21 protein-coding genes are annotated in these 25,562 nt (G+C 53.0%); 4 read left to right on the top strand and 17 right to left on the bottom strand.

From position 1 onward, the window contains the following. Nucleotides 1-4: 4 nt before the first annotated feature. The 13 genes from nuoM to lrhA all read right to left on the bottom strand — a co-directional run bounded on the left by nuoM (nucleotide 5) and on the right by lrhA (nucleotide 15,238). A complete protein-coding gene (gene nuoM / locus LY264_RS07730; RefSeq protein WP_071692557.1) occupies nucleotides 5-1,534 on the bottom strand; it encodes an NADH-quinone oxidoreductase subunit M in 1,530 nt (509 codons plus the stop codon). 251 nt (nucleotides 1,535-1,785) lie between these two features. Beyond that, complete coding sequence (nuoL, locus tag LY264_RS07725) at nucleotides 1,786-3,627, bottom strand: NADH-quinone oxidoreductase subunit L (protein WP_003834744.1); 1,842 nt, start codon at nucleotides 3,625-3,627, stop codon at nucleotides 1,786-1,788. Continuing rightward, complete coding sequence (nuoK, locus tag LY264_RS07720) at nucleotides 3,624-3,926, bottom strand: NADH-quinone oxidoreductase subunit NuoK (RefSeq protein ID WP_000612644.1); 303 nt, start codon at nucleotides 3,924-3,926, stop codon at nucleotides 3,624-3,626. Before nuoK ends, nuoL begins: the two co-directional genes overlap by 4 nt. After that, on the bottom strand, nucleotides 3,923-4,477 hold the full coding sequence (gene nuoJ / locus LY264_RS07715) for an NADH-quinone oxidoreductase subunit J (RefSeq protein ID WP_003028059.1): 555 nt from the start codon (nucleotides 4,475-4,477) through the stop codon (nucleotides 3,923-3,925). The genes nuoK and nuoJ overlap by 4 nt, the downstream gene beginning before the upstream one ends. Nucleotides 4,478-4,488: 11 nt before the next feature. Then, the gene (gene nuoI / locus LY264_RS07710) at nucleotides 4,489-5,031 is read right to left on the bottom strand and encodes an NADH-quinone oxidoreductase subunit NuoI (protein WP_003028062.1); all 543 of its coding nucleotides are present in this window, start codon (nucleotides 5,029-5,031) and stop codon (nucleotides 4,489-4,491) included. Between the two features lie 14 nt (nucleotides 5,032-5,045). After that, a complete protein-coding gene (gene nuoH, locus LY264_RS07705; protein WP_003028063.1) occupies nucleotides 5,046-6,023 on the bottom strand; it encodes an NADH-quinone oxidoreductase subunit NuoH in 978 nt (325 codons plus the stop codon). Continuing rightward, complete coding sequence (gene nuoG / locus LY264_RS07700; RefSeq protein WP_249457578.1) at nucleotides 6,020-8,746, bottom strand: NADH-quinone oxidoreductase subunit NuoG; 2,727 nt, start codon at nucleotides 8,744-8,746, stop codon at nucleotides 6,020-6,022. The genes nuoH and nuoG overlap by 4 nt, the downstream gene beginning before the upstream one ends. An 80-nt stretch (nucleotides 8,747-8,826) precedes the next feature. Further along, nucleotides 8,827-10,164 (bottom strand): NADH-quinone oxidoreductase subunit NuoF, encoded by a 1,338-nt coding sequence (gene nuoF, locus LY264_RS07695; RefSeq protein ID WP_003834753.1) that lies wholly within the window; start codon nucleotides 10,162-10,164, stop codon nucleotides 8,827-8,829. Continuing rightward, entirely contained in the window at nucleotides 10,161-10,661 is a 501-nt protein-coding gene (nuoE, locus tag LY264_RS07690) for an NADH-quinone oxidoreductase subunit NuoE (RefSeq protein WP_003028069.1), read from the bottom strand. The genes nuoF and nuoE overlap by 4 nt, the downstream gene beginning before the upstream one ends. Before the next feature lie 2 nt (nucleotides 10,662-10,663). Then, on the bottom strand, nucleotides 10,664-12,466 hold the full coding sequence (nuoC, locus tag LY264_RS07685) for an NADH-quinone oxidoreductase subunit C/D (protein WP_003834757.1): 1,803 nt from the start codon (nucleotides 12,464-12,466) through the stop codon (nucleotides 10,664-10,666). Between the two features lie 85 nt (nucleotides 12,467-12,551). Next, a complete protein-coding gene (nuoB, locus tag LY264_RS07680; RefSeq protein ID WP_003028075.1) occupies nucleotides 12,552-13,214 on the bottom strand; it encodes an NADH-quinone oxidoreductase subunit NuoB in 663 nt (220 codons plus the stop codon). Between the two features lie 15 nt (nucleotides 13,215-13,229). Continuing rightward, entirely contained in the window at nucleotides 13,230-13,673 is a 444-nt protein-coding gene (nuoA, locus tag LY264_RS07675) for an NADH-quinone oxidoreductase subunit NuoA (protein WP_003028077.1), read from the bottom strand. 626 nt (nucleotides 13,674-14,299) lie between these two features. Beyond that, entirely contained in the window at nucleotides 14,300-15,238 is a 939-nt protein-coding gene (gene lrhA / locus LY264_RS07670) for a transcriptional regulator LrhA (RefSeq protein WP_003834760.1), read from the bottom strand. Nucleotides 15,239-16,165: 927 nt separating this feature from the next. Here lrhA and alaA point away from each other — a divergent pair. Both alaA and yfbR read left to right on the top strand, forming a co-directional pair. Beyond that, nucleotides 16,166-17,383 carry an alanine transaminase AlaA gene (gene alaA, locus LY264_RS07665; protein ID WP_003028082.1) on the top strand — a complete coding sequence of 406 codons (1,218 nt, stop codon included), beginning with the start codon at nucleotides 16,166-16,168 and terminating at the stop codon, nucleotides 17,381-17,383. A gap of 83 nt (nucleotides 17,384-17,466) precedes the next feature. After that, nucleotides 17,467-18,066 (top strand): 5'-deoxynucleotidase, encoded by a 600-nt coding sequence (gene yfbR / locus LY264_RS07660; protein WP_003028083.1) that lies wholly within the window; start codon nucleotides 17,467-17,469, stop codon nucleotides 18,064-18,066. Nucleotides 18,067-18,129: 63 nt separating this feature from the next. Here the strand turns inward: yfbR and LY264_RS07655 are convergent, their stop codons facing one another. The 4 genes from LY264_RS07655 to yfbV all read right to left on the bottom strand — a co-directional run bounded on the left by LY264_RS07655 (nucleotide 18,130) and on the right by yfbV (nucleotide 21,743). Further along, complete coding sequence (locus tag LY264_RS07655) at nucleotides 18,130-19,962, bottom strand: SLC13 family permease (RefSeq protein ID WP_048224738.1); 1,833 nt, start codon at nucleotides 19,960-19,962, stop codon at nucleotides 18,130-18,132. A 77-nt stretch (nucleotides 19,963-20,039) separates the two neighbouring features. Then, a complete protein-coding gene (locus LY264_RS07650; RefSeq protein WP_122984032.1) occupies nucleotides 20,040-20,717 on the bottom strand; it encodes a sugar phosphatase in 678 nt (225 codons plus the stop codon). Then, nucleotides 20,710-21,204: a YfbU family protein gene (locus tag LY264_RS07645; RefSeq protein ID WP_003028086.1), complete on the bottom strand. Its 495-nt coding sequence runs from the start codon at nucleotides 21,202-21,204 to the stop codon at nucleotides 20,710-20,712. Before LY264_RS07645 ends, LY264_RS07650 begins: the two co-directional genes overlap by 8 nt. Nucleotides 21,205-21,287: 83 nt before the next feature. Then, the gene (gene yfbV, locus LY264_RS07640; protein WP_003028087.1) at nucleotides 21,288-21,743 is read right to left on the bottom strand and encodes a terminus macrodomain insulation protein YfbV; all 456 of its coding nucleotides are present in this window, start codon (nucleotides 21,741-21,743) and stop codon (nucleotides 21,288-21,290) included. 339 nt (nucleotides 21,744-22,082) lie between these two features. On the opposite strand from yfbV, the gene ackA reads away from it, so the two are divergent. Both ackA and pta read left to right on the top strand, forming a co-directional pair. Then, a complete protein-coding gene (ackA, locus tag LY264_RS07635) occupies nucleotides 22,083-23,285 on the top strand; it encodes an acetate kinase (RefSeq protein WP_003834770.1) in 1,203 nt (400 codons plus the stop codon). 75 nt (nucleotides 23,286-23,360) lie between these two features. After that, nucleotides 23,361-25,505 carry a phosphate acetyltransferase gene (gene pta, locus LY264_RS07630; protein WP_008785351.1) on the top strand — a complete coding sequence of 715 codons (2,145 nt, stop codon included), beginning with the start codon at nucleotides 23,361-23,363 and terminating at the stop codon, nucleotides 25,503-25,505. Nucleotides 25,506-25,562: the final 57 nt, after the last annotated feature.

Here is a 25,562-nt window from a genome sequence, read left to right as displayed (position 1 = left end):
CGATTTACGGCCTTGTAGTAGTAACGGAATTAACAAACCACTGCTGGATGTTGCTCATCGCAGAATGCGAGGTATCCAGAATCGGCTGCGGATAGAAGCCAAGCAGTACCAGAAGCACGACCAGCAACAGGATGATAAACAGCTCACGCAGCGACATCCCTGGCAGTTCAACACTGGCAATCTGGCTCTTCGCTTTACCGAAGTAAGCGCGATGCAGCATCGCCAGCGAGTAAACAGAGGCAAACACCAGACCAAAGGTCGAGATCACGGTAATGACCGGAACCACCTGGTAGCTGCCGAACAGAATCATAAATTCGCCAACGAAGTTACCTGTACCCGGCATACCCAGCGTACACACTGCGAAGAACATCGACAGCGCAGGCAACCATTTCATTTTGCCCCACAGGCCGCCCATCATACGCATATCACGCGTGTGCAGACGTTCGTACAGCTGACCACACAGAATGAACAGACCGGCTGCGGACAGACCGTGCGCAATCATCTGGATAACAGCCCCCTGGTACGCCAGCTGGCTGCCGGTGTAGATAGCAATCAGTACGAAGCCCATGTGCGATACGGAGGTGTAAGCGATCAGACGTTTGATATCGTACTGATTAAAGGCCATCCACGCGCCGTAGAAGATACCGATAACGCCCAGCCACATTGCGATAGGTGCAAACTCAGCCGACGCGTTCGGGAACAGCGGCAGAGAGAAGCGCAGCAGACCGTAAGCCGCGGTTTTCAGCAAGATCCCCGCCAGGTCAACGGAACCTGCGGTCGGCGCCTGGGAGTGCGCATCCGGCAACCAGCCGTGCAGCGGAACCACCGGCATTTTCACCGCGAAGGCGATGAAGAAGCCCAGCATCAACAGATATTCCACACCGTGGGACATCGGGGTATTCAGCAGCTCTTCATAGTTGAAGGTCCACACACCGGTCGCTTTATAGTGCACAAACACCAGCGCCAGGATGGCAATCAACATCACCAGACCACTCGCCTGGGTATAAATGAAGAACTTGGTCGCCGCAGTGATACGCGTTTTACCATCAGAGGCTTTATGGCCCCACAACGCGATCAGGAAGTACATCGGCACCAGCATCATTTCCCAGAAGAAGAAGAACAGGAACATGTCGATGGCAAGGAACACGCCGATCACGCCGCCTAAGATCCACATCAGGTTCAGATGGAAGAAGCCCTGGTATTTTTCGATTTCATTCCAGGAGCAAAGTACCGCCAGAACACCGAGCAGACCGGTCAGCACTACCATCAGCAGCGACAGACCGTCGATAGCCAGATGAATAGAGATGCCAAAACGTGGGATCCACGGCAGGACAAATTCAGACTGCCACTGCGGAATGCCAGCGGATTGCGTCAGTGAATAGCCGCCCTGCAACCACAGTTGCAGGCCAAGCGCCATCGTCAATCCCATGGTAATCAGCGCGATCCAGCGCGGCACCTTCACGCCAAAGCGTTCGGTCTGCCAGCACAGGAAGCCACCGATAAAGGGAATTAATATCAACCAGGGTAATAACATAGCTAAGTATGTCCCTTATATTTACTCCTGCTCAGGCTATCTCACTCGTCAGCCCAAATCCCGGCAGTGCTCGCAATCTTCACGTACTTCAGTACGCTCCGGTTGCTCTGCGCTGGCGGTCTCCGGTCTGACTTCGCCGATGACGCCTGTACATCAGGAACAGATTTTCAACGAATTCTAAAAATTATTTTTGGGTTTGTAGGCCGGATAAGCGCAGCGCCATCCGGCAATCGTTCATCCAGCCAACAAACTCAACGCAGTACCATCAACAGTGCCAGCACAACGACGGCGCCGATGCTCATTGATGCAACATACCAGCGCAGATAACCGTTCTCGCTCAACAGCAGGCCTTTACCTGCAAAGCGGGAAAGGATCGCCGGAATGTTCATCATTGAGTTGAGCGGATCGCGTTTCAGCAACCAGGCAACACCCAGGAACGGCTTGACGAACACTTTGTCGTACAGCCAGTCGAAGCCCCAGGCGTTATACCACCAGGTACCCAGCAGGCGGCCCGGCGCACTGTTCGCAATCGACGTCACCAGCGTGCGTTTACCCAGCCACAGCCATGCTGCGATCAGGATGCCCGCAATCGCTACGATACCGGAGGTAATTTCCAGCGTCATGACGCGACCATGCTCAAGCTCGGTCGTCGCAGGCAGTACACCCTGCAGCGGCGGCACAATCAGCGCGCCAACGAAGGTGGACAGGATCATCAGCACAATCAGCGGCAGATGATGGGTAATCCCCTTCCCTGCGTGGGCGTGAATTTGTTCTTTACCGTGGAACACGATGAAAATCATACGGAAGGTGTACAGAGAGGTCATGAATGCACCGACCAGACCTGCAACCATCAGATTAATATGACCATTCGCCATTGCACCGGCCAGAATCTCATCCTTACTGAAGAAGCCAGCGGTAATCAGCGGCAGAGCCGACAGCGCCGCGCCACCGATCAGGAAGCAGAGATACACCAGCGGAATTGACTTACGCAGCCCGCCCATCTTGAAGATGTTCTGTTCGTGGTGGCAAGCCAGGATAACCGAGCCGGATGCCAGGAACAGCAGCGCTTTAAAGAAGGCGTGCGTCATCAGGTGGAAAATCGCCGCATCCCACGCCTGTACGCCGAGAGCCAGGAACATATAACCAATCTGGCTCATGGTGGAGTACGCAAGAACGCGTTTGATGTCGGTCTGTACCAGCGCAGCAAAACCCGCCAGCACCAGCGTGATCGCACCGATAATCCCCACCAGGTGCAGGATTTCAGGCGTCATCAGGAACAGGCCGTGCGTACGTGCTATCAGGTAGACACCAGCGGTAACCATCGTCGCGGCGTGGATCAACGCGGAGACAGGCGTCGGGCCGGCCATCGCATCAGCAAGCCAGGTCTGCAACGGCAGCTGTGCAGATTTACCGACCGCACCGCCCAGCAGCATCAGGGTTGCCCACATCAGCATGTTGTTACCGTCTGCAAAGTGCGCAGGCGCCAGTTCCACCATTTCGCGGAAGTTCAACGTGCCCAGCTCGTTGTAGAGGATGAACAGCGCGAACGCCAGGAATACGTCACCAACGCGGGTTACCACGAAGGCTTTCATTGCCGCAGCGCCATTCTTCGGATCGGTGTAGTAGAAACCAATCAGCAGATAGGAGCACAGGCCCACGCCTTCCCAGCCGAGGTACATCAGCAGCAGGTTATCCGCCAGTACCAGAACCACCATGCTGGCGATAAACAGGTTGGTGTAGGCGAAGAAACGAGAATAGCCCTCTTCTCCGCGCATATACCAGGAGGCGAACATGTGGATCAGGAAACCAACGCCGGTCACCACGGAGAGCATGGTCAGCGACAGGCCGTCCAGCACCAGGTTGAAGCCGATGTTGAAGTCGCCGACTGACATCCACGTCCACAGCGGCTGGCTGTAAGCCTGCTGGCCATTGGCAAAGAAATCAACGCCAACAAACGCAGTCACCAGCGCGGCCAGACCGATCGACCCGACACCCACGGTAGCGGACAGATTTTCTGACCAACGACCACGAGAAAACGCCAGTAATACAAAGCCAATAAATGGCAGAATAATGGTTAAGGCAAGCATGTTCATCCACGCATCTCACTTACTGAATCGATGTTCAGGTTCTGGCGACGGCGATGAAGTTGCAGCAACAGCGCAAGTCCAATGCTCGCTTCGGCAGCCGCAAGGCTGATGGCGAGAATATACATCACCTGACCATCGGTCTGGCCCCAGTAGCTTCCGGCGACCACAAAGGCCAGCGCGGAGGCGTTAATCATGATTTCCAGTCCGATCAGCATAAACAGCAGATTGCGGCGGATAACCAGACCGGTTAAGCCCAGCACGAATAAGATCGCAGCGAGGATCAGTCCATGTTGTAAGGGGATCATGCGTGCTCCTCCGTTTTTCTTTTCGCGCGGTCATCGGTGCGATTGCTCAGCACTTCACCAGAACGCTCTTCGCGCCCCACGTGGAAGGCCACAACCAGACCCGCCAGCAGCAGCATCGAAGCCAGTTCAACCGCCAGTACATACGGTCCGAACAGGGAAATACCGACTGCTTTCGCGCTAATTGGCGTGCCGTCGATGCCCTGATCGTTAACGCCCAGAATGGCGTAAACAATAACCACCAGCATAATGGCCGACAGAATCGCCGGACCAATCCACACCTGCGGTTTCAGCCACTGACGTTCCTGTTCAATTTCAGAACCACCAAGGTTGAGCATCATCACTACGAACACGAACAGCACCATGATGGCGCCCGCGTAGACGATAATTTCCAGCGCACCAGCGAAGTAAGCGCCTAACGAGAAGAACACCCCAGAAATCGCCAGCAGCGAAATAATCAGGTACAGCAACGCGTGTACCGGATTGGTGTGGGTGATCACCCGCAAGGTTGCGAGAATGGCTATCAGGCCACAGATATAAAAAGCGAACTCCATTGCCCCTCTCCTTACGGTAACAGGCTCTTGACGTCGATAGGCTTAGCTTCGTTCTCTGCTTCACCCTTATCTTTGCCGTCGATTGCCATACCTGCCATCCGGTAGAAGTTATATTCCGGGTATTTGCCCGGACCGGAGATCAGCAGATCCTCTTTCTCGTAAACCAGGTCCTGGCGCTTGTACTCACCCAGCTCGAAATCTGGAGTCAGCTGAATAGCCGTAGTCGGACAGGCTTCTTCGCACAGGCCGCAGAAAATGCAGCGTGAGAAGTTAATGCGGAAAAACTCCGGATACCAGCGGCCGTCTTTGGTCTCTGCTTTTTGCAAAGAGATACAGCCTACCGGACACGCTACCGCACACAGGTTACAGGCAACGCAGCGTTCTTCACCGTCTGGATCACGAGTCAGAACGATACGACCACGAAAACGGGGCGGTAGATAGACCGGCTCTTCCGGGTACATCTGCGTTTCGCGTTTCGCGAACGCATGCAGGCCGATCATCCAGATACTACGTACCTGGGTGCCGAAACCTACGAACAATTCTTTTAAGGTCATGGTCTTTGTGTCCCTTATTGCGCCTGCCAGAGAATGACAGCCGCCGTTACCAGCAAGTTGACGAGCGTCAGCGGCAGACAGACTTTCCAGCCGAAGGACATTACCTGGTCATAACGAGGACGCGGTAACGACGCACGAATCAAAATGAACATCATCATGAAGAACGCGGTTTTCAGCGCGAACCAGACGAATGGCGGTAAGAACGGGCCATGCCAGCCACCGAAGAACAGGGTAACCATCAGTGCAGAAATGGTGACGATACCGATGTATTCACCCACGAAGAACAAACCGAATTTCATACCGGAATATTCAATGTGGTAACCGTCGGCCAGTTCCTGCTCGGCTTCTGGCTGGTCAAACGGGTGACGGTGGCACACCGCCACGCCCGCGATGGCAAAGGTGACAAAACCAAAGAACTGCGGAATAACGTTCCAGATATCAGCCTGGTTGTTGACGATGTCGGTCATGTTAAATGAACCGGCCTGCGCCACCACGCCCATCAGGGAAAGCCCGAGGAACACTTCGTAGCTCAGCGTCTGCGCAGACGCACGCATCGCACCGAGCAGGGAGTATTTGTTGTTACTGGACCAGCCAGCGAACAGCACCGCGTATACCGCGAGGCCCGCCATCATCAGGAAGAACAGGATCCCGATGTTCAGGTCAGCAACCACCCAGTTCGGACTCACCGGCACGATGGCGAAAGCCAGCAGCAGCGAGGTGAAGGCGATCATCGGTGCCAGGGTAAAGATGACGCGATCCGAGAATTTCGGGATCCAGTCTTCTTTAAAGAACATCTTGATCATGTCCGCAACCAGCTGGAGCGAACCGCCCCAGCCAACACGGTTCGGTCCGTAACGGTTCTGGAACAGACCCAGCAGACGACGTTCGCCAAAGCTCATGAATGCCCCGCAGGTGACCACCACCAGCAGGATCACGACCGCTTTGAGAATGCTCAGCAGGATCTCAATCAGATCGGGTGTAATCCAACTCATTGTTGTGCCTCCTGCAGATCCTCAAGACGCGCACCTGCCAGAACCGGCGCGATGCCAGGCATACCCATCGGCAAACCAACCTGCCCTGCCGTTAATCCTTCAGCGATTTCAACCGGCAGCGTAACCGTGTTGCCATCGTAGCTGAAAGAAACGCGCGTACCGGCATTAACACCCAACTTCGCGGCATCAGCCGGGTTGAGTTTGATGTACGGCTGCGGCATGCGAGTCTGGAAGACTGGCGCACGCTGGGACATTTCGTCACTGCCAAACAGATGGTAGTACGGCGCTATACGCCACTGACCATCCTGAGCCTGGAAGCTCGCCGGAACGGTAGTGAAGTAATCCATACCATCTGCAGAAGCTTCGATCAGACGCACGCCCGGATCGCCATGACGCAGTTTACCGCCCACTTCATCCTGGAACTTGTTCCACGCCTGTGGGGAGTTCCAGCCCGGAGCCCAGGCAAACGGAATTTGTGAACGCGGCGCAGACGGTTGGTTGTTCCCTTCCATAGAGAAGGCGAACATAGTGTCTTTGTCCTGCGGCTGGCGCGGTTCGTGTACGCTGATGTTGGCGCGCATTGCGGTACGACCGCTGTAGCGGTGCGGTTCACGTGCCAATTTCTGTCCACGGATACGGAAGCTTGCGTCCGGAGCGGCATCTTTGATACCCGCCAGTTGCGGCAGCTTCTCAACGACCGCGTCGATAACGTGGTCGAGCTGCGTCCAGTCCACTTCGCGGCTCTGCACGGTGCTGTGCAGCGAGTGCAGCCAGCGCCAGCTTTCCAGCATCACGGTGTTACTGTCGTAGTAGGACGGGTCGTAGACCTGGAAGAAACGCTGAGCGCGGCCTTCGTTGTTAATCACCGTACCATCGCTTTCGGCGAAGCTTGCGGCGGAAAGCACCAGATGAGCGTTTTCCATAATTGCCGTACGCTGATGGTCAATGACCAGTACCAGCGGTGCTTTCGCCAGCGCAGCGTTCACACGCGTTGCTGAAGCATGGCGATGCAGGTCATTCTCCAGCACCACAACGGCGTCAGCACGACCTGTTTCCAGCTCGGTCAGCGCATCGTCAAGGGAACCACCGCCAATCATACCCAGGCCCATGCTGTTAACAGAGCGAGCAATCATGGTGATGCCGACGTCTGCGCCACGGCCTTTCAGCGCCTTCGCCACGTTGGCAGCCGCCTGAATCACTTCGGCGCTACCGGCGTTGGTGCCGGAAATAATCAGTGGTTTCTTCGCCCCGGCCAGTGCCTGAACGATAACGTCAATTTTGTTCTGCAGGTCACGGTCGATACCGTCAACCGCCGGAGCGTTGTTATCCAGCGCATGAGCGATAGCGAAACCTAAACGCGCCTGATCTTCAACCGGTGCACGATAGGTCCATGCGGCGATGTCATCCAGACGGGTGTTATCGACGTTGGTAACGAACAGCGGGTGCTTAGCACGCTGGCCGATGTTAAGGATTGCTGCGATCTGCCAGTCAGCCACTTTCTGTGCCGCCGCCATTTCACGCGCTTTACCTTTCACCGCCTGACGCACTGCCAGCGCAACGCGTGCGCCGGTCTGGGTGACATCTTCGCCCAGCACCAGAACCGCATCATAAGATTCGATTTCGCGCAGTGCCGGAGTATGAATCCCGCCGTCACGCAGCACGCTCAGTGCCAGTTGCAGACGTTCCTGCTCGCCCTGGGCGATACCGGTATAGAAGTTATCCGCACCCACCAGTTCACGCAGCGCGAAGTTACTTTCAACGCTGGCGCGCGGGGAGCCGATACCAATTACTTTCTTCGACTGACGCAGAATATCTGCCGCGCCCTGCATCGCCTGCTCGGCGTTCAGCGTGATCAGGTCATCGCCACGACGCTGTACCGGCTGACGCGGACGGTCTTTCAGGTTCACGTAACCATAGCCAAAACGACCACGGTCGCAGAGGAAGTAGTGGTTAACGGTACCGTTATAACGGTTTTCGATACGACGCAGTTCACCGTAGCGCTCGCCCGGGCTGGTGTTACAGCCGATGGAACACTGCTGGCAGATGCTCGGCGCAAACTGCATGTCCCATTTACGGTTATAACGCTCAGAGTGCGTTTTATCGGTGAAGACGCCGGTCGGGCAAATTTCTACCAGGTTACCGGAGAACTCGCTTTCGAGCGTACCGTCTTCCGGGCGGCCAAAGTAGACGTTGTCATGTGCGCCATAGACGCCCAGATCCGCACCATCGGCGTAATCTTTGTAGTAACGTATGCAGCGATAGCAGGCGATGCAGCGGTTCATTTCGTGAGAGATGAACGGCCCCAGGTCCTGGTTACGGTGAGTACGCTTCGTGAAGCGGTAGCGACGGAAGCTGTGACCGGTCATGACGGTCATATCCTGCAGGTGGCAGTTGCCGCCCTCTTCACAGACCGGACAGTCGTGCGGGTGGTTAGTCATCAACCACTCCACAACGCTTTCGCGGAACTGTTTCGCTTCTTCGTCATCAATAGAAATAAAGGTGCCTTCGGTGGCCGGTGTCATACAAGACATCACCAGGCGACCACGCGTGTCTTCCGCGTTTTGATATTGCTTCACCGCACACTGGCGGCAAGCACCGACGCTTCCCAGCGCCGGGTGCCAGCAAAAGTACGGAATATCAAGGCCGAGAGACAGACAAGCTTCCAGCAGGTTGTCCGCTCCGTTGACCTCATATTCTTTGCCGTCTACATGAATCGTAGCCATAGTCAGCATGCTTCCAGTTGGCTCGGTCGTAACCGAGCGTTAATCGAATTTCTTATCGCGACACAGGGCTAACCCTGTAATCACCAGCGCTCTTTCAGCAGGTTCGGCTGAATACCACCAATCTGATGGGTATTGCTGAAGGACTGCTTGATGCCAGCTTCGAATTCTTCGCGGAAATATTTAATGGCGCTCTGCAGCGGTTCCACTGCACCCGGTGCGTGTGCACAGAAGGTTTTACCCGGGCCGAGGAAACGACACAGTTGCTCAAGTGTCTCGATATCCCCAGGCTGGCCTTCGCCACGCTCCAGCGCGCGCAGAATTTTCACACTCCACGGCAGACCGTCACGGCACGGCGTACACCAGCCGCAAGACTCGCGGGCAAAGAACTCTTCGAGGTTACGCACCAAAGGAACCATGCCAATCTCGTGATCAACAGCCATGGCCAGCGCGGTGCCCAGACGGCTACCTGCTTTACCAATGCTTTCGAATTCCATCGGCAGATCGAGGTGTGCTTCGGTCAGGAAGTCAGTCCCTGCGCCGCCAGGCTGCCAGGCTTTGAACTTCAGTCCATCGCGCATGCCGCCCGCGTAATCTTCGAGGATCTCACGCGCGGTAGTACCGAAAGGCAGTTCCCACAGGCCAGGATTCTTCACGCGACCAGAGAAGCCCATCAGCTTGGTGCCCGCGTCTTTGCTCTTCGAAATGTTCTGGTACCACTCCACGCCGTTCGCGAGGATAGCCGGTACGTTACACAGGGTTTCGACGTTGTTTACGCAGGTCGGTTTGCCCCATGCGCCAGAGCTTGCCGGGAACGGCGGCTTGGAACGAGGGTTAGCACGGCGACCTTCGAGGGAGTTGATCAGCGCGGTTTCTTCACCGCAGATGTAACGCCCTGCCCCGGTGTGGACAAACAGTTCGAAGTCGAAACCAGTGCCCATGATGTTTTTGCCAAGCAGACCGGCTTCGGTCGCTTCGGCAATCGCGCGACGCAGATGCACGGCTGCTTCGATATATTCACCGCGCAGGAAGATGTAACCACGGTACGCTTTCAGCGCAAACGCGGAAATCAGCATGCCTTCCACCAGCAGGTGCGGCAGCTGTTCCATCAGCAGACGGTCTTTATAGGTGCCCGGCTCCATTTCATCGGCGTTACACAGCAGGTAACGGATGTTCATGGATTCGTCTTTCGGCATCAGGCTCCACTTCAGACCGGTGGAAAAGCCCGCGCCGCCGCGCCCTTTCAGGCCAGCGTCTTTTACCTGATTAACGATTTCGTCCGGTGACAGCCCGGTCAGGGCCTTACGCGCACCTTCGTAGCCGTTCTTGCTACGGTATTCGTCCAGCCAGACCGGCTGTTTGTCATCACGCAGACGCCAGGTCAGCGGATGGGTTTCGGGAGTACGGATAATGTCTTTCATTTATACCGCTCCAGTAGTTCGGGAATGCCTTCCGGGGTCAGGTGAGCGTGAGTATCCTCATCGATCATCATGTTTGGCCCTTTATCGCAGTTCCCCAGGCAACAGGTCGGCAGCAGCGTAAAGCGACCATCAAAGGTCGTCTGCCCCGGCTTGATGTTGAGTTTTTTCTCAAGCGCGGCCTGGATCCCCTGGTAGCCGTTGATATGGCACACCACGCTGTCGCAATAGCGGATCACGTGGCGACCTACCGGCTGGCGGAAGATCTGGCTATAAAACGTAGCAACACCTTCTACGTCGCTTGCCGGAATACCCAGCACATCAGCGATCGCATAGATCGCCCCATCCGGCACCCAGCCACGCTGTTTCTGAACGATTTTCAGCGCTTCAATGGACGCCGCACGCGGGTCTTCGTAGTGGTGCTTCTCGTGCTCAATCGCTTCACGCTCAGCCGCACTCAGCTCAAAAGCCTCGGTTTGTGGTTGTTGATTCTCGTGCATAATTAGCGGTCCACATCTGACATAACAAAATCGATACTACCCAGATGGACGATTAAGTCGGACACCAGGCTGCCACGTACCGCTACCGGGATCTGCTGCAGGTGCGCATAGCTCGGGGTACGGATACGGGTACGGTAACTCATGGTGCTGCCATCGCTGGTCAGGTAGTAACTGTTGATACCCTTGGTCGCTTCCACCATCTGGAAGGACTCGTTTGCCGGCATAACCGGACCCCACGAAACCTGCAGGAAGTGGGTGATCAGGGTTTCGATATGTTGCAGCGTGCGCTCTTTCGGCGGCGGCGTCGTCAGCGGGTGATCCGCTTTGAACGGGCCTTCCGGCATGTTATTGAGGCACTGCTCAAGGATGCGCAGACTCTGGCGCAGCTCTTCAACTTTCAGCATCACGCGGGTATAGCAGTCAGAAACGCCGCCGCCAACCGGGACTTCAAAGTCAAAGTTTTCGTAACCAGAGTACGGACGCGCTTTACGCACGTCGAAATCAATACCGGTCGCGCGCAGCGCAGCACCGGTACAACCCCAGTCCAGCGCTTCTTTCTTACCGTAAGCGGCAACGCCCTGCGAACGGCCTTTCAGGATGGTGTTACGCAGTGCGGCTTTCTCGTAAGAATCCAGACGTTTTGGCATCCAGTCGAGGAAGTCACGCAGCAGCTTGTCCCAACCGCGCGGCAGATCGTGTGCCACACCGCCGATACGGAACCAGGCCGGGTGCATACGGAAACCGGTGATCGCTTCCACCACGTCATAGATTTTCTGACGGTCGGTAAAGGCGAAGAATACCGGGGTCATCGCGCCGACGTCCTGAATGAACGTGGAGATGTACAGCAGGTGGCTGTTGATACGGAACAGTTCGGACAACATCACGCGAATCACGTTGACGCGATCCGGTGTGGTGATACCAGCCAGCTTCTCAACGGCCAGTACGTAAGGCATTTCGTTTACGCAGCCGCCGAGGTACTCAATACGGTCGGTGTACGGAATGTAGCTGTGCCAGGACTGACGTTCACCCATCTTTTCAGCGCCACGGTGGTGGTAGCCGATGTCAGGTACGCAGTCGACGATTTCTTCGCCATCAAGCTGCAGCACAATACGGAAAGCACCGTGAGAAGACGGGTGGTTAGGACCGAGGTTGAGGAACATGAAGTCCTCGTTTTCGGTACTACGCTTCATACCCCAATCTTCAGGTTTGAAGGTCAGCGCTTCCATTTCCAGATCCTGTTTGGCTTTAGTCAGCTCAAACGGATCAAATTCGGTCGCACGCGCCGGGTAGTCTTTACGCAGCGGATGACCTTCCCAGGTATGCGGCATCAGCAGACGCGTCAGGTGCGGGTGACCTTCGATATCGATGCCAAACATTTCCCAGGTTTCACGCTCGTACCAGTTGGCGTTCGGGAACAGTTTGGTGAAAGTCGGTACGCGCAGATCGTTTTCAGACAAAGCCACCTTGAGCATGATATCGCGATTGCGTTCAATGGAAATCAGGTGATAGAAAACGGAAAAATCCGCGGCAGGTAACCCTTCGCGGTGCGTACGCAGACGTTCGTCCATGCCGTGTAAGTCAAACAGCATGACGTAAGGTTTCGGCAGTCTCTTTAAGAAATCGCCAACTTCCAGTAATTGTTCACGCTTGACCCAAACAACGGGTACCCCGGTGCGAGTCGCCTGAACGGTAAAGGCATCCGGCCCAAAACGGTTGCGCAGTTCGCCAATGACCGGGTCATCAAGGTGATCCCGTGTTTGCCATACGGCGTCTTGCGCGGTTAAGTCGGTCATATTGTTCACCATTGCAAATGGTCCGTGGTGGTCGGCAGTGCTTCGCGCTATTTATGTAGTGATAAGCGAAGGAAGTGCTGCTGCCGACAGGCGCAAATTAAATCTCGTCTGGTGTACGAAGATTCGTTACAGCAATACGTTCGCCGCGTTTACGCTCGCGTTCTGACTGCATATTGGCGCGATAAACGCCCTGATCGCCAACCACCCAGGAGAGCGGACGGCGTTCTTTGCCAATGGAATCTTGCAGCAGCATCAGAGCCTGCATATACGCTTCTGGGCGCGGCGGACATCCCGGGATGTACACATCGACCGGAATAAATTTATCAACGCCCTGCACCACAGAATAGATGTCGTACATACCGCCGGAGTTTGCGCATGCGCCCATGGAAATAACCCATTTCGGTTCCAGCATCTGATCGTAGAGGCGCTGAATAACTGGTGCCATTTTGGTAAAGCAGGTTCCGGCTACGACCATCAGGTCAGCCTGACGCGGCGATGCACGCAGTACTTCCGCACCAAAACGGGCCACATCGTGCACGGCGGTAAACGAGGTCACCATCTCAACGTAGCAGCAGGAAAGGCCAAAGTTATATGGCCAAATTGAGTTTTTACGGCCCCAGTTAACCATGTCATGCAGTTTGCCCATGAACACGTTTTTGTTAACTTCTTGTTCCAGGGGGTCGGTTACGATCTCCTGTTTTTGCAGGGGGTAACGGTCGTTCTCACCGTTAGGATCTATGCGGGTGAGCGTATAATCCATCTTAATGCCTCGCGGTTAGCGTTGACGATTAGCGATACTGTTCGTTTCCGGGTTCATACGCTCGCGGCGTGAACGCGCGGGCGTCCAGTCCAGCGCGCCAATACGCACCAGATAAACCAGACCTGCCAGTAACACAAAAATAAAAATTGCAGCTTCCACAAAGCCAATCCAACCGCTTTCACGGATAGAAGTTGACCATGCGAACAGATACAGCGCTTCAACGTCGAAGATAACGAAGAACATGGCTACCAGATAAAACTTGGCAGACAGGCGCAGGCGGGCGGTGCCGACCGAGTCGATACCTGATTCAAACGGCACGTTTTTAGATCTCGCGCGTGCGCGCCCCCCTAAAAACCAGCCGCCGACGAGCATCAGGCAGCACAGGCCAATGGCAACGATAAGAAAGATAGCGAATGCCCAGTGATGAGCGATGATTTCAGTGGATGTTGACATACTCATTGCTTACTCATCAAAAGTAGCGCCAAATTCTCTGCTCTTTTCGGCAGATGAACGCCACATCGATTCATGGGGAGGAATAAAAAAACCTTACAATCACTGTGAAAAATCATTTTATACAGCTAATTGATGGGGTTTTTTACTCCTTTCTATAACCTTTTGTCAACTTTAACAAAAGTTTCCTCACATTATTTTACACTGTTCCAACTTCATTAACATAAAGTGCTCTTTAGACCCACTTCGATTGCATCATCGGTCATTTTTAATGTTGTTGAATCGTGTCCGTAGTGAAGTAAAAAAGATAATACACGTCTATTTTGACAGGAATTCACCCAGATGCCTCCCCCTAAATGGGAGTATTTTCTTGATCTGTGACACGCTTTTGTTAATTCACCATAAAAAACAGCAACAATTTCTCTAGTTTTTTAACATGGAAACATTTAGCAACTCAGCTGATTATTTTTCATCCTATTGTCAGTCTGTTTTTTTACCTGCTGATTTTGTTAAGTTTTAGTATATGAATGAACAGAAAGCAGTAATATTTGCATAAAAAAAGAGCCGCTGGATGTTTTTTCATCATCAGTGGCTCTTTTTTACACTTACATTTTAAAACGTTTTTTTGTGACGCTTTACTCAAAGTCGCCTTCAACAATCAGCGAGTCATCTCCCCCTTCAGGGGTAAACTGATTGTATTGCCAAGGATTTTGATATGTCTGCATCGACTTAAAGATAACCTGAGCTAATTCATTTTGCGTGGCCGGATCGCTGCACAGCAGATACTCGGTATCAGGCAGAGGTGGTAATCCGTCTGCCGCACCCAGTACGCGTAAATCCGGGCTCATCATTTCGACAGGACGGGCAGTAACGCCCAGCCCTGCTTTTACCGCCGCGCGGACCGCAGGCAATGTTGAAGCGACATAAGCCAGACGCCACGGGATCTGTGCGGCATTCAACGTCGCCAGCACGATATCGCGAAACGGGCTGGGATCGTCCAGCAGAACTAACGGCACCGGTTCCCCTTTTTGCAGGATATATTCGGCTGCGCAATACCAGTGCGTCGGTGAAGTCCGCAAATTCAGGCACTCAAAATCGCCAGGTCGGTTAGTGGTGACCACTAAATCCACTTCTTGCGACTTAAGCATCTCCACCATGTAGGCGTTGCGTTTCACTCTGACATCCAGTGCAAGTTTCGGATAAACCGAACTTATACGGTTAAGCAGAAAAGGGAGTATGGTATCGGCGGATTCATCAGAAGCACCGATAGTTAACACCCCCTGAAGATTGTTAAACATCAATGATGAGCATGCCTCATCATTAAATCGCAGTATTTTCCTGGCGTAACCCAACAGCTGGATACCATGTTCGGTCAGCAGTTTGTTGCGTCCATGGCGCGCGAACAACTCTTTCCCCACAAGTTGTTCAAGACGCTGCATTTGCTGACTTACCGCAGACTGAGTTCGACATACCGCAGCTGCCGCAGCCGCAAAGGTATTCAGGTCGGCAACAGCAACAAAGGTTCTCAGCAGATCGAGGTCGAGGTTAATTATCGGACGATTTGCATTTATCATAGTTTTTCACTTACTCGCGGGTCATACCGGGTTAATGCTGTGCATTCAGAATCAAACAACTCCATTTGTAATGTGCCTCCCTTCAGTTTCGCTTAGTGTAACCAAGTGAAAATAAGGATGTATTTGGTTTAACAAACGAAACAATTCTCTTTCTGAGCTATTTTAATACCCGTGATATTCATCGGAATATAGCAACGAGAAAGAGCCGTATTTTTAGCTGCTGGATGATTCTGACTAATGGGAAACATGTAAATTTTGTAAATTTAAAAAATAGTTAACGAACAATAATTTACACATTAAAAACTAACTTTTCAGGATGTTAGGAACAACCAACAAACATTTGAATTATCGTAAAATTCGTACTACACACCATTTCATAGGAGTTATCTTAACCTAAAACCACTATATTTATAAGTGTTATCGCGAATAATTCCGGGCAAATTGGTGTTATGTCAGCGCAACGGTTTTCGTATTATTGGCCCACTCAATTTGATGTCGTTTAAATAATAAATAATAATTAATTAAGAATCTCTCAATTCATTAATTATGCTTAACAATGGATTCACACCGCATCACGCAGGGATCAGACCGATAACAGATTTCGCAGGCAAAACCTCAGTATTTTCGAATTACGCCATTCAGCTGAGATCTCGGCTACCTTTTTCTTTACAGGTCTAACTTTTTTTGACCAGACAAATCACCACACCCACACTAACAAAGCAAAATATAAACCACAAAAAACACAACAATCCAGATTATTACTCTACAAAAATCACATTATTTAGTTATTAACAGTGAATTATAATTCTCCTGCTTTCCAAAATCTTCTACTAAAGACCCTTCAAAACTCACCGTCGTGGGAGTACATTGTGCTGGGCTGACTTCCACGGCAGGGAGTGGCATTCACAGCTAAAAAGGTCAACGTTCATGTCCCCCATTGAAAAATCCAGCAAATTAGAAAACGTCTGTTATGACATTCGCGGCCCGGTTCTGAAGGAAGCAAAGCGCCTGGAAGAAGAAGGCAACAAAGTTCTGAAACTGAACATCGGCAACCCTGCGCCTTTCGGGTTTGAAGCGCCAGATGAAATTTTGGTGGATGTGATCCGCAATTTGCCAACTGCGCAAGGATATTGCGATTCCAAAGGCCTTTATTCAGCCCGCAAAGCAATCATGCAGCATTACCAGGCCCGTGGGATGCGCGACGTAACCGTGGAAGATATCTATATCGGTAACGGTGTATCTGAATTGATTGTGCAGGCCATGCAGGCATTGCTAAACAGTGGGGACGAAATGCTGGTTCCTGCACCTGATTATCCACTGTGGACGGCGGCGGTTTCGCTCTCTGGTGGTAATGCCGTGCACTACCTGTGTGACGAATCGTCAGACTGGTTCCCGGACCTGGATGATATCCGCGCCAAAATTACGCCGCGTACCCGTGGGATCGTCATCATCAACCCAAACAACCCAACCGGCGCGGTGTATTCTAAAGAGCTGCTGATGGAGATTGTTGAGATTGCCCGCCAAAACAATCTCATCATCTTTGCGGACGAGATTTACGACAAAATTCTTTACGATGACGCCGAGCACCACTCGATTGCGGCAATGGCCCCTGACCTGCTGACTATTACCTTTAACGGCCTGTCAAAAACCTATCGTGTTGCCGGTTTCCGCCAGGGCTGGATGGTATTGAACGGACCGAAGAAACATGCCAAAGGGTATATCGAAGGCCTTGAGATGCTGGCTTCTATGCGCCTTTGTGCCAACGTTCCGGCACAACATGCCATTCAGACCGCACTGGGTGGATATCAGAGCATCAGCGAATTCATCATGCCAGGCGGGCGTCTGTATGAGCAACGTAACCGCGCCTGGGAACTGCTTAATGACATCCCCGGCGTCTCTTGCGTAAAACCGCGCGGTGCGCTGTATATGTTCCCGAAAATTGATGCTAAACGCTTCAATATTCATGACGACCAGAAAATGGTACTCGACTTCCTGTTGCAGGAAAAAGTACTGCTGGTCCAGGGGACGGCATTCAACTGGCCGTGGCCGGATCATTTCCGCATCGTCACGCTACCGCGTATTGACGATATCGAAATGTCGCTGAGTAAATTTGAGCGTTTCCTGTCAGGGTATCGCCAGCTGTAACCACGCAAAGTGCTGCCGGGTTTGCATCCGGTAGCACTCTCTGCGCAAAATACCGTTACTGAAGTCACTGAGTAAGGGTCGTTATGAAGCAGAGCCACTTTTTTGCCCACCTCTCCCGTCTGAAACTCATTAACCGCTGGCCGCTGATGCGCAACGTGCGCACCGAAAACGTGTCCGAACACAGTCTGCAGGTTGCCATGGTTGCCCATGCGCTGGCCGCAATTAAAAACCGTAAATTTGGTGGTCAGGTTAATGCTGAGCGTATTGCCCTGCTGGCGATGTATCACGATGCGTCAGAGGTGTTAACCGGCGATCTCCCTACCCCAGTGAAATATTTCAACTCGCAGATTGCCCAAGAATATAAAGCGATAGAGAAAATTGCCCAACAAAAACTGGTCGATATGGTTCCCGATGAGCTGCGCGATATTTTTGCGCCGCTCATTGATGAACATGCCTTAAGTGAAGAAGAGAGGTCGATTGTTAAACAGGCCGATGCCCTGTGCGCGTATCTGAAGTGCCTGGAAGAACTCTCTGCCGGTAACAACGAATTTCTGCTGGCGAAAACACGTCTGGAAAAAACGCTGGAGTCACGACGCAGCGAAGAGATGGACTACTTTATGGACGTATTCGTCCCGAGTTTTCACCTCTCATTAGATGAAATCAGTCAGGATTCTCCATTGTAAGTTTGCGGCGACATTGCCTTTGTAGGCCGGATGAGGCGTTAGCCGCCATCCGGCACATAAAAATCAAAACGGAAACAGCATCGGGATCATCACCACGCACACCACCATCACAATGATGGTAAACGGCACGCCAATTTTTACGAAATCGCTAAAGCTGTAGTTACCCGGCCCGAGTACCAGTGTGTTTACCGGTGAAGAAACTGGCGTCATAAAGGCTGCGGAAGCCGCCATCGCAATCACCATTGCAAAAGGATACGGCGAAACGCCCATCGACTTTGCTGCCGCCAGCGCAATCGGCGCCATCAGTACCGCCGTCGCAGTGTTAGAGATAAATAACCCAATGGTCGCGCACAGCACGAACAGACAGCCCAGCATCATATACGGGCCGTACCCTCCACCAACGTCCATTAGCCCTTTAACCACCAGATCGACGCCGCCCGTTTTTTGTAATGCCAGCGCAAAAGGCATCATTCCGACAATCAAAATAATACTTGGCCAGTGAATGGCTTTGTAGGCGCTTTCGGCATCGATGCAGCGGAATTTTCCCATCAGCAAACAGGCGATAATCGCGGCAACTGTATTAGGGATTTCATCGGTGAGCATTAACGCGACCATCAGCACCAGACAGAAAATCGCATGCGGCGCCTGGCTGTGCGCCGGAGAAGCTTCACTGACTTCCACGGGCATATTCAGCACCACGAAATCGCGCCCTTTTTGCCCCAACAAAGTGATGAGTTTCCAGTTGCCCACCACCAGAATGATATCGCCCATCAGTAGTGGTTCATCCACCACTGCTCCGGCCAGTGCCGTACCATCACGCTTCAGTCCGACGACATTAAGCCCGTAACGCGAACGAAAAGCGATTTCCCGTACCGTTTTGCCGATCAATTCCGATTCAGGAATCAATGAAATCTCGGCCATACCCACATCAAGCGCCTGCTCGGAGAAGTATTCACCACGCAGCACCATCGGCTCCAACAGTTGCTCGCTGCAAAACTCACGCAGGTCAACGTCGGCCGCTGACATATCGATCAGCAATACGTCACGGGCACGGAACTCAGAAACCCCGTTAACATCGACAATCACGCGGCGAAAACGCCGCCAGCGTTCAACACCAATCACGTTTGCCCCGTAGCGTTCACGCAATTTCAGGTCATCCAGACGTTGGCCAATCATGGGAGAACCCGGGCGAATCGCCAGGCGACGGGCACGCCCTGTCAGGCGATATTCTTTGATCAGATCGCGAAAGGTCCGGCGCTTCCAGCCGTCTCCCGGCTGCCCGGAGTCTTCGCCTTTCAGCATAAAACGCATCACCAGCATATAAATTATGCCGAGTACCAACACCACCAGTCCCAGTGGGGTTACGCTAAAAAAGCTAAAACCGTTAAGTCCTTCACGTAACAATTCACTGTTGACGACCAGGTTCGGCGGCGTTGCCACCAGCGTCATCATGCCGCTTATCAATCCGGCAAAGCTCAATGGCATCATCAGGCGTGAGGGGGAGATTTGCATGCGCATGGAAACGCTTAAGACAACCGGAATAAAGATGGCGACCACACCGGTCGAACTCATGAAGGCACCGAGTCCGGCTACGGTTATCATCAGCAACACCAGCATTTTAACTTCACTGCTGCCAGCGACCTTCACCAGCCAGGCCCCCATTACCGTCGCCACGCCGGTACGCACCAGGCCGTCGCCGATAATGAATAAAGCCGCTATCAAAATAACGTTAGGATCGCTGAACCCGGAAAAAGCCTCTGTGATGCTCAATGTTCCGCTCAGAACAAAGGCAATAATGACCAGCAAAGCGACCGCGTCCATACGCACTCTGCCAGTTGCAAACAAGACGACGGCAATCGCCAGCAATGAGAGAACCCATATCAATTCACCGTTCACAACATATCCTTGTTAAATGAGAGGGATGGGCTGATTCTGCCATAAAAAAGCCCCAACAATCTGGGGCTAAATCATGATCAGGTATTTCTTATAACGACCACATTTCCGTTGGGTTGTTTGGTCACAGAAATATGTTCCAGACTGGTCAGCGAAAAATCAACCTCGTCCAGACGCGGCGTATCCGCTGGCGCGTTAACCGCGATGACATGACACCCAGCAGCCAATCCTGAGAGCACCCCGGCGGGGGCATCTTCCACCACTGCACATTCCTGCGGCGCCAGACCCAGAAGTTGAGCGCCTAACAGATACGCGTCTGGCTCTGGCTTCCCTCTTTTTACCCGCTCAGCGGTGACAAACACTTCTGGAGCAGGAAGCCCAGCAACACGATGGCGCGCCCGTGCGACCGGCATGGAGCCGGAGGTCACAATCGCCCATGGAATACCCGCTTTATTGAGATGGTTGAGTAAATCAACTGCCCCCGGCAGCGCGGTGATCCCGGCGGTTTCCGTCGCTTCGATCTGCTCCAGACGGGTAAACTCCGCGGCGATCTCTACCTCAGACTTGCCCACCATAAAGTGTCGCAGGGAGGTAATGGCCTGCTTGCCATGAATAAAGCCGAGTACCTCGGCGTGATCGAGGCCGAAGCGATCGGCCCAGTTGCACCACGCACGCTCTACTGCGGGTAAGGAATCGACCAGCGTTCCATCCAGATCAAACAGAAAACCTTTGCACTGCACGCTCGCCCCCTCAGGCATTAATGATTTGGTTAATTTCATTCGCGCTCAGGTGATACTGACGCGGGCAAGAGTGCCAAACATTCAGCATACGCTGATATTTTTCCCACATTGGGGTCTGGGCGTTGAAGCCATGCGTACCCGCATCAAAGTGGGTGTAACGACCTTCCACATTGACCATAAAACGAACGTACCCGAGGAAACGGGCTTCCGTTGCGGCGTCAAAACCGAGGAAGGTCACGCGACGCTCATCAATAGCCTGCGCATCCTTAAGATTAGTCCAGGACACATGTAATGCGTGATACATCTCCATAATATCGATAATCGTACGACAGGTTTCTTCCGTCAGTTCACCAAACTCACGATCCAGCTCACGCATCTGCAAGCCGTAACCGCGTTCAATAATCGTCTGCAAACGACGATAACGCTCGGCGTTAGTTGGATCGAGCATAGTCATCATTTTGTACTGATTCGACAAAATCAGACGTTGAGCGTTGGTCATTTCCATTTGGGACTCCTGTATCACTACTACTGCGATGAAAAAAAAGAAGGCATCTTGTGCCTTCTTTTATATGCGTAATCAGGGGTCAATTACAAATCATCAAGGAAAGTTTTATCCAGTTGTTTGAAGGCGCGCTTAAGCGTGTCAGCCAACGCCTGGTAATCCGGCTTTCCTTCCACCGGAGAGAGCGCCTGCCCAGCTTCTTGCAATTTACCCCGAACTTCGTAGAACCAATTGAGAATTGAAGGCGGCAGCGGCGTTACGGAACGTTTTCCCAGCCACCACATCCCCTGCATCGGCAGGCTAAGCGCAAACAGAGCAGTCGCCACGGCCGGGCCCAACTGCCCCCCTAACGCAATTTGCCAACATAAGGTGAAGACGGCGATAGGCGGCATAAAACGAATCGCGTAACGCGTCATGCGGATCACGCGGTTCTCAACAAACACGGGCGCAAGGCGCTTTTCCATTGGCCACGTCTTTGCATAGTGCTGCCCCCGGCGAAACAAGCTAAAAAAATTGACGGAGCGATTATCCGGTGTCGACATGGCGGTTACCTCAACTTCACATATAAAAATTAAAAAATTTGTGCAAAACAACAACTACAAGGGACATCGTTCAAAACATTTTGTCTTTGATACCCACATTCAGGTATCCTGTGCCGGCCTGTAAGGCCTGTAGTCCAAAATCATTGAGTCGTCAAATTGGCATACATTATGCCATTGCCTGAAAAATACGCAAAATGACATAGACTCAAAGGTATTTATTCCATCGTGCCCAAAAAGACTATGGCGCATGATGTTAATCATAAACGTCGGTGTCATCATGCGCTACGCTCTATGACTCCCTGACGTTTTTTTAGCCACGTATCATAAATAGGTACTTCCATGTCGAGTAAGTTAGTACTGGTTCTGAACTGCGGTAGCTCCTCACTGAAATTTGCCATCATCGATGCAGTAAACGGTGAAGAATACCTCTCTGGTTTAGCCGAATGTTTCCATCTCCCAGAAGCACGTATCAAGTGGAAAATGGACGGCGGTAAACAAGAAGCGGCTTTAGGTGCAGGCGCCGCTCACAGTGAAGCGCTGAACTTTATCGTTAACACTATTCTGGCACAAAAACCAGAATTGTCTGCGCAATTGACCGCTATTGGTCACCGTATCGTACACGGCGGCGAGAAGTACACCAGCTCCGTGGTTATCGATGATTCCGTTATTCAGGGCATCAAAGATTCTGCCTCTTTCGCACCGCTGCATAACCCGGCTCACCTGATCGGTATCGCAGAAGCGCTGAAATCCTTCCCTAATCTGAAAGACAAAAACGTGGCTGTATTCGACACCGCGTTCCATCAGACTATGCCGGAAGAGTCTTACCTCTATGCTCTGCCGTACAGCCTGTACAAAGAACACGGCGTTCGTCGTTACGGCGCGCACGGTACCAGCCACTTCTTCGTCACACAGGAAGCGGCAAAAGTGCTGAACAAACCGGTTGAAGAGCTGAACATCATCACTTGCCACCTGGGCAATGGCGGTTCTGTATCTGCTATCCGTAACGGTAAATGTGTTGATACCTCCATGGGTCTGACCCCGCTGGAAGGTCTGGTGATGGGTACGCGTTCCGGTGACATCGACCCGGCGATCATCTTCCACCTGCACGATACCCTGGGCATGAGCGTTGACCAGATCAACAAAATGCTGACCAAAGAGTCCGGCCTGCTGGGTCTGACCGAAGTCACCAGCGACTGCCGTTATGTTGAAGATAACTACGCTACTAAAGAAGACGCTAAACGTGCAATGGACGTTTACTGCCACCGTCTGGCAAAATACATCGGTTCTTACACTGCGCTGATGGATGGTCGTCTGGATGCAGTTGTCTTCACCGGTGGTATCGGTGAAAACGCAGCGATGGTTCGTGAACTGTCTCTGGGCAAACTGGGCGTTCTGGGCTTTGAAGTTGACCACGAACGTAACCTGGCCGCACGTTTCGGCAAATCTGGTTTCATCAACAAAGAAGGTACCCGTCCTGCGCTGGTTATCCCAACCAACGAAGAACTGGTTATCGCGCAAGACGCGAGCCGTCTGACTGCCTGATTTCACACCGCCAGCCTAGCTGGCGGTGCTGTTTTGTAACCCGTCTAAATTGGCGGTAACGAAAGAGGATAAACCGTGTCCCGTATTATTATGCTGATCCCTACCGGAACCAGCGTCGGCCTGACCAGCGTCAGCCTTGGCGTGATCCGCGCAATGGAACGCAAAGGCGTTCGTCTGAGCGTCTTTAAGCCGATCGCTCAACCGCGTGCCGGTGGCGATGCGCCAGACCAGACTACCAGCATCGTCCGTGCTAACTCTTCTCTGCCAGCCGCTGAGCCGCTGAAGATGAGCCACGTTGAATCTTTACTGTCCAGCAATCAGAAAGATGTGCTGATGGAAGAGATCATCGCGAACTACCACGCGAACACCAAAGACGCTGAAGTCGTACTGGTTGAAGGCCTGGTCCCAACCCGTAAACATCAGTTCGCGCAGTCTCTGAACTACGAAATCGCGAAAACGCTGAACGCGGAAATCGTCTTCGTTATGTCTCAGGGTACCGACACCCCGGAACAGCTGAACGAGCGTATTGAACTGACTCGCAGCAGCTTCGGCGGCGCGAAAAACACCAACATCACCGGCGTAATCGTTAACAAACTGAACGCACCGGTTGATGAGCAGGGCCGTACTCGCCCGGATCTGTCCGAGATTTTCGACGACTCTTCCAAAGCGAAAGTGATCAAAGTTGATCCGGCTAAACTGCAAGAATCCAGCCCGCTGCCGGTTCTGGGCGCGGTGCCATGGAGCTTCGATCTGATCGCTACTCGTGCAATCGATATGGCGCGTCACCTGAACGCCACCATCGTTAACGAAGGCGATATCAACACCCGTCGCGTGAAGTCTGTGACGTTCTGCGCACGCAGCATTCCACATATGCTGGAACACTTCCGCGCAGGCTCCCTGCTGGTAACTTCCGCAGATCGTCCTGACGTGCTGGTTGCAGCATGCCTGGCGGCCATGAACGGCGTGGAAATCGGTGCCCTGCTGCTGACTGGCGGCTACGAAATGGACGCGCGCATCACTAAACTGTGCGAACGTGCATTTGAAACCGGCCTGCCGGTATTCATGGTAAACACCAACACCTGGCAGACCTCTCTGAGCCTGCAGAGCTTCAACCTGGAAGTTCCGGTTGACGATCACGAGCGCATTGAGAAAGTTCAGGAATACGTTGCTAACTACATCAACGCTGACTGGATTGAATCCCTGACTGCAACCTCTGAGCGTAGCCGTCGTCTGTCTCCGCCAGCGTTCCGTTATCAGTTGACCGAGCTGGCGCGCAAAGCGGGCAAACGCGTTGTTCTGCCGGAAGGTGACGAACCGCGTACCGTTAAAGCGGCAGCCATCTGTGCTGAACGTGGTATCGCAACCTGCGTACTGCTGGGTAACCCGGATGAGATCACCCGCGTTGCAGCCTCTCAGGGCGTTGAACTGGGCGCTGGCGTAGAAATCGTTGATCCAGATGTGGTTCGCGAAAGCTACGTTGCTCGCCTGGTCGAACTGCGTAAAAACAAAGGTATGACCGAAACCGTTGCCCGCGAACAGCTGGAAGACAACGTTGTTCTCGGTACCCTGATGCTGGAACAGGACGATGTTGACGGTCTGGTTTCTGGTGCAGTACACACCACTGCGAACACCATCCGTCCGCCGCTGCAGCTGATCAAAACTGCACCAGGTAGCTCTCTGGTGTCTTCCGTGTTCTTCATGCTGCTGCCGGATCAGGTTTACGTTTACGGCGACTGCGCGATCAACCCGGATCCGACTGCAGAGCAGTTGGCAGAAATCGCGATTCAGTCCGCTGATTCCGCAATTGCCTTCGGTATCGAACCGCGCGTAGCGATGCTCTCCTACTCCACCGGTACTTCTGGTGCAGGTAGTGACGTAGAGAAAGTTCGCGAAGCAACCCGTCTGGCACAGGAAAAACGTCCTGACCTGATGATCGACGGTCCGCTGCAGTACGACGCCGCCGTTATGGCTGACGTAGCGAAATCCAAAGCGCCGAACTCTCCGGTTGCAGGTCGCGCTACCGTGTTCATCTTCCCGGATCTGAACACCGGTAACACCACTTACAAAGCGGTACAGCGTTCTGCCGACCTGATCTCCATCGGGCCAATGCTGCAGGGTATGCGCAAGCCGGTGAACGACCTGTCTCGTGGCGCGCTGGTAGACGATATCGTCTACACCATCGCACTGACCGCGATCCAGTCTTCCCAGCAGCAGCAGTAATCTGCCGAGTGTGCCGGATCTTTTATCCGGCAACACATCTGCTTATCAAACCGGAAA

The organism is Citrobacter portucalensis, assembly GCF_023374935.1.
Taxonomy (GTDB): domain Bacteria; phylum Pseudomonadota; class Gammaproteobacteria; order Enterobacterales; family Enterobacteriaceae; genus Citrobacter; species Citrobacter portucalensis.
Note: the sequence above shows the minus strand (reverse complement) of the source record. Positions and strands in the feature narration are given on the sequence as shown.